Here is a 16,063-nt window from a genome sequence, read left to right on the forward strand (position 1 = left end):
TTCAAGTTTCCGATGCAACGAGACTATCCTTTTCTGTCTTTCATGCCGTTTTTCGGTTATTTCTTTCTATCAATGATTCGGACAGAAATTCCAGCCGATGGGCTACGGTCAATTGTGTTTCTGACTTATGAGGCAAGTGAGACCGACAAGAAACGAGTAAATTCTTTATTACTTCCGCGTCCTGATCCTTCGGCGATATTGGATTCTTGTCCAAAAATCAATTCCTCGGCGGTTTTCCCCCGTTCAATAATCCCTGCATCCGTTCCAGCGTTTTTCGCTCACCCGTTAGCGACAGGAAGGCTTCCCGTTCCAGATCGATCAGGTAGTGCTCGGATACGGTTTGCGGGGTGCTCAGGTCCCCACCACAGATCACGTACGCCAGTTTTTCGGCAATCTTCTGGTCGTGGTCGGAAATGTAACGACCCATGCGCATCGCCGTAATCCCGGCTTTGAACAAGGCAATCCCGGTTTTCCCCTGCACTTTAATGTCCTTGCGCGGTTTGGGTTGCGTATACCCGTTTTCGGCCAGCTCAATGGCGACCTGCTTGGCTTCGGCAATCAGACGGCTGCGGTTCAGCACGATCTGGGCCGTGGGCAGCAGGTAATTCATGTCGCGGGCTTCCTGCGCCGAAGTGGACACCTTAGCCGTCGCGATGTTCATGAAAATGCTTTGCAGGATGTTCAGTTCCGGGTCGCCGGTTTGGTACAGATCGCTCGCGCGGGCGGCCATTTCTTTCGTGCCACCCCCCGCCGGAATGACCCCGACGCCCACTTCCACCAGCCCCATGTACAATTCGGAATGCGCCACCACGCGGTCACAGTGCAGGTTGAGTTCGCAACCCCCGCCGAGCGCCAGCGAATGCGGAACACCCACCACCGGAATCGACGAATACCGCGCCCGCATCATCGTTTGCTGAAACTGCGCAATCATCAGATTAATTTCGTCAAATTCCTGCTCGATCGCAAACATGAACAGGGTCGCCAGATTTGCACCCGCCGAAAAGGCCTCCGTGGATTCATTGCCGACCACCAGACCACGAAAGTCCTTCTCCGCCAGACTGATGGCTTTGTTGATGCCTTCGATCACTTCGGCGCCCATCGTGTTCATCTTGCTGCGGAATTCGAGATTCAGAATCCCGTCGCCGAGATCATAAAGCACTGAACCGGCGTTTTTCCAAACTACGTTATTGGAAAAATTTTCCAGCAGAATGAACTGCTCCGTGCCCGGAATGGCCTGGTAACTCTTCGTCGGAATGTCGTAATACTTCCGGGCTCCACCTTCGATTTTATAAAAACTTTCAAAACCGGCTTCGAGCATCTCATACACCCAGGGCGCCGGTTTTTGACCCAGTGACTCGATTAACTCGATCCCTTTCCGAACGCCAAGGGCATCCCAGGTTTCGAACAGGCCCAGTTGCCAGCCAAAACCGGCCGTGATGGCGGCATCAATGCGGTACAGTTCGTCGGCTACTTCGGGGATGCGGTAACTGGCGTACCGGAACTGATCGGCGAACGTTTTGCGGTAAAACTCCCCGGCCTGATCCGAGCCCGCCAGCAGAACCGAAAACCGCTTCTTCAGGTTGTCGATGCCTTTGGTGCCTTCCAGCGTGGCAAAGCGGATGGCCGCCCCCGTTCCCTTTTGCGACGGTTTGTACTCAAACGTCTTCAAATCGAGCGCCAGAATAACCGACTGGCCTTTTTCGTTCTTGATTTTCTTGTAGAAACCCTGCCCGGTTTTATCGCCCAGCCATTTGTTTTCCATCAATTTCTGGATGGCCGACGGCAGTTGAAAACCGTCTTTTGACTCGTCGTTGGTCAGGACTTTCAGCAGATTTGTCGCCACATTGACCGTCGTATCCAGCCCGACCACATCCGATAAGCGGAACGTTCCCGATTTCGGCCGGCCGACCACCGGCCCCGTCAGCTTATCGACTTCCTCCACCGTCAGGCCCATTTCTTCGGCCACGCGAATGGTCTGGATCATGGCGTAAATACCGAGCCGGTTGGCGATGAACGCGGGAGTGTCTTTGCACAAAACCGTGGTTTTTCCCAGGTACAAATCACCGTATTTCATCAGAAAGTCGATGATTGCGGGGTCCGTATCCGGGCCGGGAATGATTTCGAGCAGCCGCAGGTAGCGGGGCGGGTTGAAGAAGTGGGTTCCGCAGAAATTCCGCCGAAAATCCTCGCTACGGCCTTCCGTCAGCAGGTGCATCGGAATCCCGGAGGTGTTCGACGTAATCAGCGTACCCGGTTTTCGGTGCTGCTCGACGCGGTCGTACAGCGACCGCTTGATGTCCAGCCGCTCCACCACCACTTCGATAATCCAGTCGTATTTGCCAAGATCTTTCAGATTGTCATCGAAGGTACCCAGCGTAATCCGCTCGGCAAACTTAGGGCTGTACAGAGCCGCCGGACTGGCTTTCAGTAAATTTTGAAAAGCCTCGTTCACAATCCGGTTGCGAACGGCGGGTTTATCGAGCGATAATCCTTTGGCTTCTTCGGCGGGCGTCAGGGCGGTGGGCGCAATGTCCAGCAGCAGCACTTCGACGCCGATGTTGGCAAAATGGGCCGCAATCCGCGACCCCATGATTCCAGAGCCTAAGACGGCCACCCGGCGGATGCTGCGGTTTTTTGGGGCCGGGTTCCGGCCTTCAGACTGTGGTTTGGAAAGGGTTGTTTGCATGGCGTTTGTATGCTGAACTCGGATTGTCTCGAACTTGGATTACGCAGATGAAGCGATTAACAAGTACGATGGCTTTAAATCTCTTAATCTCCTGTTAATCCCTTCATCTGCGTAATCCGAGTTCAGACGATTATTTCATCCGCTCCGCTGGCTTTGATTTTAGCGTTCTCATCTTCCACCAGCCGGCTGATTTCCTTCATCACATCGAAGAAAACGACCAGTTTTTCAAGCGGAATGGTTTCCCGAATGGCATTATTAAACTGAATAACGCCTTCGCGGGCAATTTCGCGTTTTTCCTTGCCCGCATCGGTGAGCAGAATCCGGACAAACCGCTTATCGTTTTCGTCAATCACCCGCCGAATCCAGCTACGCTCTTCCAGACTTTTCAGCATCCGGACGAGGCTGCGCGGCTCCATTCCCAGCAGAGGGCCAATTTTGGTGGCGGGGGTTCCCTGTTCGAGGTCGATGTTCAGCAATACGTAGCCGATCGCCATCGTCATGTCGTAGCGGGCTGCGTAGGCATTGTACATCCGTGAGATGGCGTGCCAGCCCGTTTTAATGTGATAGTCAACGGTTTTCTCCTTTTTCATCTCCGTTCCGCGTTGTAAATCACGAACTGTAAAGCTACAATTTTTAATGGGTATTATGCAAGCATACTATCGAAGAAATAGAAACAAAACAGGATAAAACAGCAGCGTTAACGGGATTCGCCAGCCGTTACTTCGCCGTTCCGATGACGGCAATAGCGCCTTTTGCCCCAACGGCCCAGCACTGGCCGCCCGCACAGGAAATGGAGTGGAACGCCGAGTCGTCAATTTTGGTCCAGGTTTTGCCAAAATCGTCGGTATAACCGGTTCCGGATGGCCCGACGGCAATGAGCCGTTTGCCGCCCAACCGGCCAATGCCTTCTTTCAAACCGGGTGGGTTGGTGGGCGCTCCGGCGGTCCAGGTTTTGCCCGCGTCGGTGGTGATGGCCACGTTCGCCCATTCGCCTTTTTCGTTTTTATAATCGCCCCCGACGGCCATGCCGTTCTGCCCCTGCGCATCGAACCACAAGCCGAAAATTCCGGCGGTTGGCCCGGCCGGAATGGGCGTTTCGGCAACCTGCCAGTTGGCATCCTGAGCGGGCACCGAATAAATCCGCCCGTTACCGACCCCGCCCGACGCAATCCAGGCGCGCTGGTAGTTGTACGTTTTCCATTTATACCCCCTGGTAATCAGGCTGGTTCCGCTGGCCGCAAAAGCCGCTTCGCCGGTTTGCAGTAACGGGAGCTTATCGGACGAAACCCGCTTCCAGTTTTTTCCGCCGTTGGTGGTGGTCAGGATGTACCATTTGCCGTTGACCGGATCGCTGAACGCCATGCCTTCCCAGCGGTTCCAGAAGTCGATTCCGTCGAAAAACACCCCGGCCTGGCTCGTCTGGTAAGCCAGTTGCCAGGTTTTGCCGCCGTTGTTGGTTCGGTAAATCCGGGCCTGGCCTTTTTCGGCGGGACCGGCCGCCATCAGAATCGCTTCTTTCGCGCTGAAGGCGTGAACATCCCGAAAATCACAGGTTTCGGCCCCCGGCACGGTTCCGGCCTGCCAGGTCTTGCCGCCATTGGTCGTGCGGACAAACGTGCCTTTGCTGCCGCCCACCCAGACCACCTTCCGGCTCACCGCGCTCACGGCCCGGAAACTGGCGTCGGTGCCGCTGGTCTGGGGTTGCCATTGGGCCATCAGAACGGAAGGGAAAAACAGCAGGAGCCAAAGCAGTTTCATACAGAAAAAGAGCGGTTTTAACGACGGAAAATGGCAATACAGACCGGTTTTGGAAGGGAGAACCGTGCCGACGATCTATTTTTGTAAACGGCATTTCGTAAACGGTTAACCGACTTGCAACCGTTTCATGTATGTTTGTTTTCATTACCCATAACAGCAACGAATTGAACTATTTATGAAAAAGATTTTCGCCCTTATTCTAACCTTCGGCTGGAGCGTACTGACCTACGGCCAGGCCTCGGAAAATACGGTTTCGGCCAAAATTAACGGGAAAGAGTGGCAGGCCAAAGCCCAGCGGTTAAATATCCCCTTTACGGGGGTTAAATACCTGGCCATTGCCGGAATGAATGTGAGCCCGGATGTTCAGACCTGGATTCGCCTTGTGTACCTCGATCAGCTAAAACCGGGTACGTATCCGGTGATTGCCGAAAACGACCGGGAGATGGAAGCGAAATACAAAGAATCGAATGGCAACGTGATCTGGGCGCTGGTCGATTATACGGAAGAATCCAAGGGGCTGGGCCACGCGTTCCGCGACGGTGAGTCGTGGAAAGGAACCGTGACCATCACGAGCGTGACCGACAACAGCATCGAGGGCACATTTGAAGCGACATTGAAAGAAGTCAGTTACAAAAAACGGGCGCTGGCCACCATGTCCGGTTTTGGCCTGCGTCAAAATCTGGAAGACAAAGCCATCACGGCCGCTGGTGGCGGCATGCTCACCAAATCGGGCCCGCACGACCACGACAACACCAAACGCACCGAAGGCAGTGGCGAAATCACCATTACCGACGGCAAGTTCAAGGTAAGCTGGAACGCCAAAGATTCGGCGAAAAAAGGGAAATAAGACTACGAAATGCACACCACCAAACCCGCAGCATGGCTATGTTGCGGGTTTGATGCTTTCAGGCGCTCCGAATCGAAAACCGTATGGATGCAAAGCCAGTTTGGGCTTTTTGTTGACTTTCCCGCTCAGACTGGGTATATTTCAAGCTAAATTGAGCTGATTTTTGTCGAGCCCTAAACCTCCTTTCTTATGAATACTTCCCGTCGAGACGTACTGAAAATGACCGGTATGGCGCTGGCTAGTAGCGTGTTGCCTTCGGTTGCCATTTTACATCCCCAACGCGCTTTTGCCGGCACCAACACCGACACCCTGAAAGTGGGCCTGATTGGCTGCGGAGGCCGCGGCTCCGGGGCGGCTATGCAGGCCCTGAAAGCCGATCAGAACGTGGTATTGCACGCCGTTGGCGATATTTTCAGCGACAGACTGGAGGATTCGCTGACGAACCTGCGGAAAATTCACGGCGATCGCGTCAAAGTGGATCAGGAGCACAAATTCATCGGATTTGATGCGTATAAAAAGGTACTGGATTCCGGCGTCGATGTCGTTATTCTGGCCACGCCACCGCATTTCCGGCCCGAACACCTGATGGCCACCGTTGAAGCCGGAAAACACGTTTTCTGCGAAAAACCGATGGCGGTCGATGCGCCCGGTGTCCGGAAGATTCTGGAAGCGGCCAAGATTGCCAAGGAAAAGAAGATTTCGGTGATGTCGGGGTTCTGCTGGCGGTTTCACGAACCCAAGCGGGCGATCTTTGACAAAATTCAGGACGGCGCGATTGGCGACGTCATCACCGCCTATAATACCTACAACACGGGTACGGTTTGGTCACACCCGCGAAAACCGGAATGGACCGATGCCGAATACGTGTTCCGAAACTGGTATTACTACACCTGGCTGTCGGGCGACCACCTGGTTGAGCAGGCCATTCACAGCGTCGATATGATGTCGTGGGCCTTTGGCGACAAGCTGCCACTCTCGGCCGCCGGAACCGGAGGGCGACAGGTCCGCGTCGAGCCGATTTACGGCAATATTTACGATCACTTTGCCATTACGTACGAATACGAAGACGGTGCCAAAGGCTTCCATTTCAGCCGCCAGCAGGTCAATTGCGAAGGAAGTTACATGTGCGAAGCGCTGGGCACGAAAGGCCGGGCGGTGGCGAACGTGTCGCGGAATGTGCACGAAATTACCGGCCGGAAAAAGTGGAAATACAACGGCGTTGCGAACGATATGTACCAGACCGAACACGATGAGCTGTTTGCGGCCATCCGGAAAGGCGATGTCATCAATCACGGCGAAGCGATGGCCAACAGCACGCTGCTGGGCATTATGGGCCGGATGGCGGCCTATACCGGCCGGCGAATCACCTGGGACGAAGCGATGAATTCGACGGAGAAGTTGGGTCCCGACACCTATAGTTTTGAAATGACCCCGCCGGTTGTGGAAGTCGCCAAACCCGGTATCACCACCTTCTCCTGAAACCCATGCACCGTAGAGAATTCCTGAAAAACGGCTCGCTGGCCGCCGTGGGCGGTTTTGCGGCCGTCGAAGCGGCACCAACCGCGCTGAAACCGTTCGTCCACCCGCCCGCCAAAACCGTTGCCGCCCAGCCGATGGTGAAAAAAAGCCTGAAATGGGGGATGGTGAAGGAGGATTTGTCGATCCTCGACAAATTTAAACTGCTGAAGGACCTGGGCTACGACGGCGTGGAGCTGGATACGCCCAACGACCTCGATATGAAAGAGGTGCTGAACGCCCGCGACAAAACCGGCCTGGAACTGCCCGGCACGGTGAACTCGTTTCATTGGAAATCACCGCTTTCCGACCCTAATCCGGGCGTGCGGACTGCCTGTGTGGAAGCGATGAAAAAATCGTTGCAGGACACGAAACAGTACGGCGGCACCACGGTTTTGCTGGTTCCGGGCGTGGTAAAAGCCGATGTGAGCTACGAAGATGCTTACAAGCGCTGCCGGGAAGAAATCAAAAAGCTGCTGCCCGTGGCCGAAAAAACCGGGGTGAAAATTGCGTTTGAGAACGTCTGGAACAGCTTTCTGATCAGCCCGCTGGAAGCCGCCCGCTTTGTCGACGAGTTTAAGCACCCGATGGTCGGCTGGTATTTCGACGTGGGGAACATTCTGCGCTACGGCTGGCCCGCCCACTGGATCGAAACACTCGACAAGCGGATTCTGAAACTGGATTTAAAAGAATTCAGCCTGAAAAAGCAGCAGGAGGAAGGGCTGTGGAAAGGCTTCGATGTCGAATTTATGGAAGGCGACTGCAACTGGCCGGAGGTGAACAAGGCCCTTCAGAAAATCGGGTATTCGGGCTGGGCTTCGGCCGAGGTCAACGGGGGCGACCGCACCCGGCTGCTCACGATTCGCGAAAAAATGGACGCGATCTTTAAAGCCTGAAGTCGGTGTCCGGTTTTCAGTATTCGCCGGGCCGACGTTTCGGTGCGGTTCTCTGCCGTAAACTGAAACGTCGGCCCAGCGTAAACCGAACACTGAAAACCGTAAACCGAAACCCTATTTCTTCTTCCGAATGGCCTTAAACTCCGAGCCGGTTTTCCAGCCGGGGAAAGTCGTTTCGTTGCTCAGCCGGTAGCCGACGTTGAACAGCAGTTGCATGTCTTCGAGGATGCCCGACAAATCCCAGGATGATGAGTATTCGTCGGAGGGCGCGTGGTAGCGGTTCAGGTTGTGGTCTTCGAGTTGCGCTTTGCCCCAGGCTTCCCCGTTTTTCACCGAATTCACGCCGGTTTTCAGGTACAAAGCCGGAACGCCGACTTTGGCGAAATTGAAGTGATCGGAGCGGAAATAACTGCCCGCCGACGGATTGAAATCGCCCCGGATGGTCCGGCCCTGCCGGGCAGCCTCAGCCGCAGCGTAATCCTCCAGATCGGATTGCCCTTTGCCGACCAGCACCACATCTTTGGTTCGGCCAATCGGAATAAAGGCGTCCATGTTGATGTTGGCAACGGTTTTGTTGAGCGGAAAAACCGGGTGGGTCGCGTAAAATTCCGAACCCAGCAAACCCTGTTCTTCCGCCGTGACGGCCAGAAACAGAATAGAGCGAGCCGGTTTTTTCCTGAGCCTGGCAAAGGTTTCGGCCAGTTCCAGCAAAGCCGCCGTGCCCGATGCGTTGTCCGACGCGCCGTTGTAAATGGAGTCGCCTTTGATCGCTTCGCCTTTGCCCAGATGATCCCAGTGCGAACTGTAAATGATGTATTCGTTTTTACGGGTGGTGCCGGGCAGCAGGGCGAGTACATTTTTCGACATCGATCGGGTGATCTGGTTGTCGATTACGAGTGATGTCCGGATGCCCAGCGGCACGGCCTTGAAACCACGTACGCCCGCTTCCCGAAACAGTTCCGGCGACACGCCCGCGAGCTTGAACAGGCTTTTGGCCGCATCGAGCGTCAGCCAGCCTTCCATGACTGCCTTGGACCGGTTGCCGTCGGCGGTTTCCAGATACAATTTTGATTTCGAGAAACTGCTGCGCACCACCGACCAGCCGTAACTGGCGGCTCTCGATTCGTGGACAATCAGCACCCCGGCGGCTCCCTGTCGGGCGGCTTCCTCGTATTTGTAGGTCCAGCGGCCGTAGTAGGTCATGGTATTTCCTTTGAACAGGGTGCTGTCGACCAGACCCGGATCGTTGACCATCACCACCACGGTTTTGCCTTTTACATCCAGTCCCGCGTAGTCGTTCCACTTGAATTCGGGGGCAACAATGCCGTAGCCGACAAACACCAGCTCCGAGTCCGTCACTTTTGCCTGTTTCTGAACGTGCGGGGAGGTGGCCACGAAATCGTCCAGATTTTTAAGCGAAACCGTGCCGGTTTTACCCGTCAGGACGAGCGGCCCCGCCGGTTTGGAAGCGATGGTCACCATCGGCACGTCCTGAAAATAGCTCGGGCCATTGCCCGGTTGCAGCCCCGCTTTCTGAAAGGCGGTTTTCAGGTACTGGACGGTTTTTTCTTCCCCCGCCGTACCCGGTTTTCGTCCTTCGTACGCATCCGAAGCCAGCACCTGAATGTGTCTGGTAAACGCTTTACCCGCAATCGCAATACTATCGGCGGTGGCAAAAGCGGTTTGCCCGGCCAGCAGAAAACCTAAAGCAAGAAGTCGCATATCCGTATCCACGGACTTTGGTCCGTGATGCCTAATTGGTAAAATGTAGGCCCAATTTAAGCATTTCTGCGATAGAGATTGGCACAACTGCGGTCCGTAGGTGCGTTAGAACTCATTTTCGCCCGGTGTGTCATCCCGTTCGCGGTCCGAATCGCGTTCTTTTTCGCGCACCACCTGCTTGCTCAGCCGGTAACTGAAACCAATGAAACCGATGCGGCTTTCGCGTTTGTTGCGGCTGGTGGACACAAAATTGGGCCCGAAGCTTTCGTTCTGGAACTGTAGCGTGTTGAAAATATCGCTGACGCGCAGGCTAACCGTGCCCCGTCCTTTCAGGATGTTTTGTTTAACGCCCAGATCCACATTGAAGAAGCTCTTGATGGTGCCCTGCGCCACGATGAACGGCGAGCGGTAGTTGGCGGCTACCTGAATATCCGTTCCTTTTTTGGGATTCATGTTCGAGGTCACGCGGGCGGTCCAGCTCCGGTTCGTGCGGGTCAGAATGCCCGGTATATCGGCGCTGGCCTGAATGTTTCGCTGGAAAAACGAAAAGTTACCGTTTACTTTCCACCAGCGCGTAATATCCTGACTCAACACGATTTCCAGGCCGTAATTCTGCGAGCGGTTCAGGTTCAGCGAGGTTTGTTCCGTGATTCCGTCGGGTCGCAGGGTCCGGTAGCGGGTGATTTCATTGTTCGTCTGGCGGTAAAAGAGCGACGAGGTTAGGGTCGTATTTTTGCCGTACAGCAAATGGCTGATTTCAAACGAATTGATCAGTTCCGGGTTCAGGTTTGGATTTCCGAACCGGATGTTCAGCGGGTCCGACAAGTCGATGAACGGGTTCAGGTCCCAGGTCGAAGGGCGGTTGATGCGCCGGCTGTAATTGATCTGCATCTTCTGCGATTCGCTGGCGTTGTAGTTGAGGAAAACGCTGGGAAACAGGTAAATGTAGTCGCGCCGGTTTTGTATGTTCGTCGTTCGCTGGTCGGTTTCGATGGCCGTGTACTCCGTCCGTAAGCCCACCTGATAGCTGAATTTCTGAATTTCGTTGCCAAAGTTGGCGTAAGCCGCGCTCGTGCGCTCGTCGTAAATAAAGTTATTGCTGAAGATTGGATTGGGCGTCCAGGTGCCGTTCAGCAGGTTCTCAAACGTATAATCCGACGCCAGTCGCCGGTACGTGTGTTTCAAACCGGCCTCCAGTTTTTTCTTGTCTTTGACCGGTTCCACAAAATCCAGCTGCAAAACCGCCACCCGGTTTTCCCGGCCATTGTCGGCGCGCTGCTGACCAATCAGAAAGTTGGGGGTCAACAGGTTTTCGGGCAAGGTCGTTTCGTTTGTGAAACTCTGGTATTCCGTGCCCCGGTTATTCGACATAGTTGCGTCGAACGTTAGCTCACGCCCCTGTTTGTCGAACGTTCGGCGGTAGCCAAAGGCGTAGTCCAGCCCGCGCTCCGGCTCGGTTTCTTCGGTGGTCCGGATGGTCTGGCCCAGCGAAACCCGGTTTTCGTTCTGGGTATTAAACACTTCCACTTCTGTATCGCGGCTGTATTCGGGCCGGTACAAAATCGAAGCCGTGATGTTGTCGCGGGCCGACAGCGTATAGTCAAAACCAAACCGCAGGTTGTTGTTCACCCGCCGGCGAATGGCGTCGTTGCGCTGGGCCAGGTAGCTGATGGAATCCTCAAAAATGTTCTGCCGATCCGATACCCGGTATTGAAACCGCTGGTCCGCCCGGAAATTGTAGCTGCTGAACAGGTTCAGTTTCTTAAACCGCGAATTCAGGTTGATCGACGCGTTGTATTTGTCGCGCGTTCCGACGTTGAGCTGCACGTTGCCGTTAAAACCGGGTCCGCGTTCTTTTTTCAAGACAATGTTGATAATTCCGGCGGCTCCGTCGGCATCGAAGCGCGACGAAGGATTGGTAATCATCTCAATGCGTTCGATGTTGCTGGCCGGAATCTGGTCCAGAATGGCCTGGCGGTCGAGGCCGGTCAGACCCGACGGTTTTCCGTCAACCAGCACAATGACGTTGCTGCTGCCGCGCAAACTCAGCGTTCCGTCCACATCCACCGTCACCGACGGCACATTCTGCAGAATGTCAATGGCCGAACCGCCCTGCGCAATCGGCAACTGATCGACGTTCACGATCTTGCGGTCGAGCGAATATTCGTAAGCCTGCCGCTGCCCCTGAACGGTCACTTCCTGGAGTTGTTTGGCGGTTTCGGTCAATAAAATATTTCCCAGATCGACGGTCGGTTTGTCCACGCTGAGCACAATGCGCGGAATCCGCTTGGCGGCAAAACCGAGGCTCTGGATTAGGATGTAATAGGCGTCGGGGGCCAGGTTTGCGATCTGGAAAAAGCCTTTTTCGTCGGTAAGCGCGCCCGTCACCGAACTCGAATCCCGCGAGCGAAACAGGCCAATGCTGGCAAATTCGACCGGCTGATTTTTACCGGCCTGCGGAGTGATCAGTTTCCCGCTGATGCGCCCGCTCCCCAGTACGGTTTCGGTGGTCGTGGGCCGGGTGGTGGCTGGTGGTGTCTGCGGAACCCCGGTCTGCGCCGGGGTTCCGGCGGCCGGAAGTGCGGGTTGCGCGGTGGCGGCCGGGTTCAGCGAGCGAACCGTGTCCGGCCGATCGGCCACATTATACTGGGTCGTATCCGGGCGCGTCGCGGCTGCGGGCTGGGTGGTGTCCGGTTCCAGTCCAATTCCCTGAATGATGGCATTGGAAACCGGTGCGGGCTGTTGGGCATAGACGGTATTCAACACAAAACAACCGGCACAAATCATCAAAAAAGAAACCGAATACGTCTTCATTGTGTGGTAAGTAAAATTGGATCTAATCAATAGGTGTACGCACGTTTTAAAAATTCCGGAAAAAACCGTCTTTTGCCGAAAAGCCGGCTGAAACGGCTTTGCCGGCAGTTTTTTGGAATAACTACGGGAGTTATTCCGAATCTGAACGGATTTGTACGGTGTATTTCTAAGTAGAGGAGACCAGAAACAAAAAAGCCTGTCAGCCGGTAGGCCAACAGGCTTATATGCATATAACTGGATGTTAGACCAAATTGTTTGCCGCTAAATATTCCGCGATCTGAACGGCGTTGGTAGCCGCGCCTTTGCGCAGGTTATCGGCAACGATCCACAGGTTGAGCGTGTTCGACTGGCTTTCGTCGCGCCGGATCCGGCCCACGAACACCTCGTCTTTGCCGTGCGCCGTCAGCGGCATCGGGTAAAGGTAATTTTTCGGATCGTCCTGCACGATGACGCCCTCGGCTTCGCCCAGAATCCGGACGACTTCAGCTACCTCATAATCATTCTCGAACTCGATGTTGACGGCTTCGGAGTGACCGCCAATCGTCGGAATCCGGACCGTCGTGGCCGTTACCTGAATGGCGTCATCACCCATGATTTTCTTGGTTTCGTTCACCATCTTCATTTCCTCTTTCGTGTAGCCGTTGTCCAGGAAAACGTCGATGTGCGGCAACACGTTGAGGTCGATCTGGTGCGGATACACCTTCGTGGTCGATTGATCGCCCGAGCGCTCGGCGAACAACTGATCGACGGCGGCTTTACCGGTGCCGGTGACGGACTGATACGTTGAAACCACGACGCGCTTCACACCGTATTTTTTATGCAGCGGGTTCAGCACCACCACCATCTGAATGGTCGAACAGTTGGGGTTGGCGATGATTTTGTCTTCCGGCGTCAGGGTGTTGGCGTTAATTTCCGGTACGACCAGTTTTTTAGTCGGGTCCATCCGCCAGGCGGAGGAATTGTCAACCACGGTAATGCCCGCTTCGGCAAACTGCGGAGCCAGTTTGAGCGAGGTGCCGCCCCCGGCCGAGAAAATCGCAATAGCGGGTTTGGCCGCGATGGCATCCTCGAAGCTCACGATCGTAACCGGTTTACCCTTGAACGTAATCTGTTTACCCACCGAGCGTTCAGACGCGACAGGAATCAGTTCCGTTACCGGGAAGTTACGCTCTTCGAGCACTTTCAGGATTTCACCACCGACGAGGCCGGTTGCTCCAACTACTGCAATTTTCATTTTTGTACCGAATAATTAAGTGAAACGATGCTTAAAAATTGGGTGCAAAAATACGGAGAAATGCCGAGAGATCGGGGAAAGAATTGTAAAAATATCCGGATAATTCGCTCAGTGTCAAAACCGGGCGACCAGCCCCACGCCCGAATGGGTGGATTCCCAGCGCGGTTCGAGCCGGATCGAAACGTCGTTATTCCGCAGCGATTTGTTGTAGTACTGAACGGAACGGCGGAAATGAAAACCGGGCATGCGAATCAGCGAGCCCACCAGAACCAGGCTCAGACCAGTTGCCAGGGTCGCAACACCACCTTTGCGGACTTCTTTTCGCGGCTCCGAATTCGCGTAAGGATTTCCGTAATAAACCATGCCGTTGCCGTACCAGGCGCCGTTGTAGTAGGTTAGGTTTTTAGGAATGTCGCTTTGGGAGGGCACTTCTTTCGGAATGGCCGTGATGATCATGCCCACCAGCGTGGTGACGCTACCGACCGCCAGCAGACCCGTTCCTAATTCGCGCCCGCCTTTGAACTGGCGGTATTCCCGAATCGCGTCCGGATCGCCGGATGCCAGGATGTACTGGCCTAACTCGGTTGGCCGGCGGACTTCGATGCCGTCGTATAAATAGTTGGATGACGAATGTGTGCGGTACCCGTATTGGGTATAAACCGGAACCGAATTAGTAACGGTTTCGATGGGTTTCAACGGTTGCGATTGTGCCCAGACTCCCACAGGCCACGCCAGTAATAAAAAGTACAGAGTTTTCATCGTCAAGATTTTTTAAGGAAATCTACGTAAGAACGCTGTATATATGATTAAAGTTTGATTATATTTTTATTAGAACGGATTTAATTATGCCGTGGTGTTCGCCAAAAAACCGGTTCGTGGTGATTATCGAGTTTAGCCGTGGAATTAATCACCAGAAGTTGCTGTATAAAACCGCCAGAACCGCCAGGATGACGGCCGAGCCAGCAATGAACGACGGTGTGACGCGAAACATTTTCCGGTCGATTTCCAGGCCCTTTTCGTTGTGGTGGCTGGCCGGATCGGTCAGCGTGACGACCACCATCAGGGCTACATCCAGGCAAAATACCCACATGGTCCGGTGCAAAAACGGAATTTCGCCCGCCTGACCGCCAAACACCGCCATCACTTCCGGCCAGAATTTAAGCAAAACCGACAGCGGAATGCTCAGAATCGCTGCGGTCAGAGCCGCCCGGGTGGTGGTGCGTTTCCAGAAAAAACCGAGCAGGAAAATGGCAAAGACGCCCGGCGAAACAAAATTGGTGTACTCCTGAATATATTGATAGACCTGATCGAACGACCGCAGCATGGGCGCGATAACGATGGCAATGGCAAACGCGACCACCACCGCGTACCGGCCCACCCGCACCAGTTTCTGTTCCGACGCATCTTTGTCGAAAAATTTCTTGTAAATGTCGAGCGTGAAAATGGTCGAGATGCTGTTGCACTTGCCCGCCAGCGACGCCACCACGGCCGCCGTCAGAGCCGCAAACGCCAGGCCTTTCATGCCCGTTGGCAGGAGGTTCATCAAAACCGGGTACGCATTGTCGGGCCGGGCCGCACCGTTGACGGTCATGGCCTCCTGGAACGTGCCGTTTTTGTAGAGCACATAGGCCGCAATGCCGGGAATCACCACAATGAGCGGAATCAGCAGCTTCAGAAAAGCAGCAAAGAGAATTCCGCTCCGGGCGGTTTTCAGGTCGGCGCCCAGCGCCCGCTGCACAATGTATTGATTACAGCCCCAGTACGACAGGTTATTCACCCACATCCCGCCCGTCACCAGCGCCATCCCGGGCAGGGTATAGTAATGCGGGTGGCCTTCGGGAAAGTACATGTGAAAATGTGAATCGGCTTCGGTGCGGAGCGAGAGCAGGCCGTTCCAGACACCCGACAGCCCGAGTTTTTCGGAAACCAGTTGGAGAGCGAGGTAGGTAACAACCAAACCGCCACAAATAAGCACAATAACCTGAATAACATCGGTATAGCCAATGACTTTCATGCCCCCCAGCGTGATGATGATGGCAAAAAGGGCCAGCCCGATGGTGCAGGTGGTGAACGAAATACCGGCCAGCGATTCGATGGCAATGGCCCCCAGGTACAGAATGGACGTCAGGTTGACCAGCACATAAACCACCAGCCAGAAGATGGCCAGAATCGTGCTGACGGTATCGTTGTACCGCTGCGCCAGAAACTGCGGCATGGTGTAAATGTGATTTTTCAGGTAAATCGGGATGAAATAAACCGCCACGATAATCAGCACGGCAGCCGCAATCCATTCGTAGGAAGAAATGGCCAGTCCCATCGCAAAACCGGACCCGGCCATGCCGATGAAATGTTCGGCGGAAATGTTTGACGCAATCAGCGACGCGCCGATTGCCCACCACGTCAGCGATCCTTCGGCCAGAAAAAAGTCTTTGGTATTGGTTTCCGCCGATCTCCGCCGGCGGTAAATCCAGTAGCCATAGCCGGATACAACAATGAAGTACAGCAGGAACACCGCATAATCAGCGGGTTGAAGGTGGTTCATTCCTCGGTGGGTTTATGTCAAAAGAACGGCAAAATAGAACTATTTCCAT

General features: G+C 54.5%; 12 protein-coding genes. 3 read left to right on the forward strand and 9 right to left on the reverse strand.

Features of this window, described 5'->3' with window-relative positions:
- Nucleotides 1-125 precede the first annotated feature (125 nt).
- The 4 genes from ACYVHX_RS10470 to ACYVHX_RS10485 all read right to left on the reverse strand — a co-directional run bounded on the left by ACYVHX_RS10470 (nt 126) and on the right by ACYVHX_RS10485 (nt 4,444).
- Entirely contained in the window at nt 126-221 is a 96-nt protein-coding gene (locus ACYVHX_RS10470) for a four helix bundle protein (protein ID WP_460671574.1), read from the reverse strand.
- The gene (locus tag ACYVHX_RS10475; protein WP_460671575.1) at nt 218-2,686 is read right to left on the reverse strand and encodes a 3-hydroxyacyl-CoA dehydrogenase/enoyl-CoA hydratase family protein; all 2,469 of its coding nucleotides are present in this window, start codon (nt 2,684-2,686) and stop codon (nt 218-220) included. The genes ACYVHX_RS10470 and ACYVHX_RS10475 overlap by 4 nt, the downstream gene beginning before the upstream one ends.
- Nucleotides 2,687-2,808: 122 nt before the next feature.
- Nucleotides 2,809-3,276, reverse strand: coding sequence for a MarR family winged helix-turn-helix transcriptional regulator (locus ACYVHX_RS10480; protein WP_460671576.1), 468 nt, complete (start codon nt 3,274-3,276; stop codon nt 2,809-2,811).
- Between the two features lie 127 nt (nt 3,277-3,403).
- The gene (locus ACYVHX_RS10485) at nt 3,404-4,444 is read right to left on the reverse strand and encodes an oxidoreductase (protein ID WP_460671577.1); all 1,041 of its coding nucleotides are present in this window, start codon (nt 4,442-4,444) and stop codon (nt 3,404-3,406) included.
- A 175-nt stretch (nt 4,445-4,619) separates the two neighbouring features.
- Here ACYVHX_RS10485 and ACYVHX_RS10490 point away from each other — a divergent pair, with 175 nt between their 5' ends.
- The 3 genes from ACYVHX_RS10490 to ACYVHX_RS10500 all read left to right on the forward strand — a co-directional run bounded on the left by ACYVHX_RS10490 (nt 4,620) and on the right by ACYVHX_RS10500 (nt 7,702).
- Entirely contained in the window at nt 4,620-5,291 is a 672-nt protein-coding gene (locus tag ACYVHX_RS10490) for a hypothetical protein (protein ID WP_460671578.1), read from the forward strand.
- A gap of 189 nt (nt 5,292-5,480) precedes the next feature.
- Nucleotides 5,481-6,770, forward strand: a complete 1,290-nt coding sequence (locus ACYVHX_RS10495; protein ID WP_460671579.1) for a Gfo/Idh/MocA family protein — start codon at nt 5,481-5,483, stop codon at nt 6,768-6,770.
- 5 nt (nt 6,771-6,775) lie between these two features.
- Nucleotides 6,776-7,702, forward strand: a complete 927-nt coding sequence (locus tag ACYVHX_RS10500; RefSeq protein WP_460671580.1) for a sugar phosphate isomerase/epimerase family protein — start codon at nt 6,776-6,778, stop codon at nt 7,700-7,702.
- 114 nt (nt 7,703-7,816) lie between these two features.
- Here ACYVHX_RS10500 and ACYVHX_RS10505 read toward each other — a convergent pair whose 3' ends face one another.
- The 5 genes from ACYVHX_RS10505 to ACYVHX_RS10525 form a co-directional block, all read right to left on the reverse strand.
- Nucleotides 7,817-9,424, reverse strand: a complete 1,608-nt coding sequence (locus ACYVHX_RS10505) for a M28 family metallopeptidase (protein ID WP_460671581.1) — start codon at nt 9,422-9,424, stop codon at nt 7,817-7,819.
- A 105-nt stretch (nt 9,425-9,529) separates the two neighbouring features.
- On the reverse strand, nt 9,530-12,238 hold the full coding sequence (locus tag ACYVHX_RS10510; protein WP_460671582.1) for a TonB-dependent receptor: 2,709 nt from the start codon (nt 12,236-12,238) through the stop codon (nt 9,530-9,532).
- A 241-nt stretch (nt 12,239-12,479) separates the two neighbouring features.
- On the reverse strand, nt 12,480-13,472 hold the full coding sequence (locus tag ACYVHX_RS10515; protein ID WP_460671583.1) for an aspartate-semialdehyde dehydrogenase: 993 nt from the start codon (nt 13,470-13,472) through the stop codon (nt 12,480-12,482).
- 114 nt (nt 13,473-13,586) lie between these two features.
- Nucleotides 13,587-14,231 carry a hypothetical protein gene (locus tag ACYVHX_RS10520; RefSeq protein ID WP_460671584.1) on the reverse strand — a complete coding sequence of 215 codons (645 nt, stop codon included), beginning with the start codon at nt 14,229-14,231 and terminating at the stop codon, nt 13,587-13,589.
- Between the two features lie 148 nt (nt 14,232-14,379).
- On the reverse strand, nt 14,380-16,014 hold the full coding sequence (locus tag ACYVHX_RS10525) for a sodium/sugar symporter (protein ID WP_460671585.1): 1,635 nt from the start codon (nt 16,012-16,014) through the stop codon (nt 14,380-14,382).
- Between the last annotated feature and the right edge of the window lie 49 nt (nt 16,015-16,063).

The sequence above is a fragment of the Larkinella ripae genome, assembly GCF_054780775.1.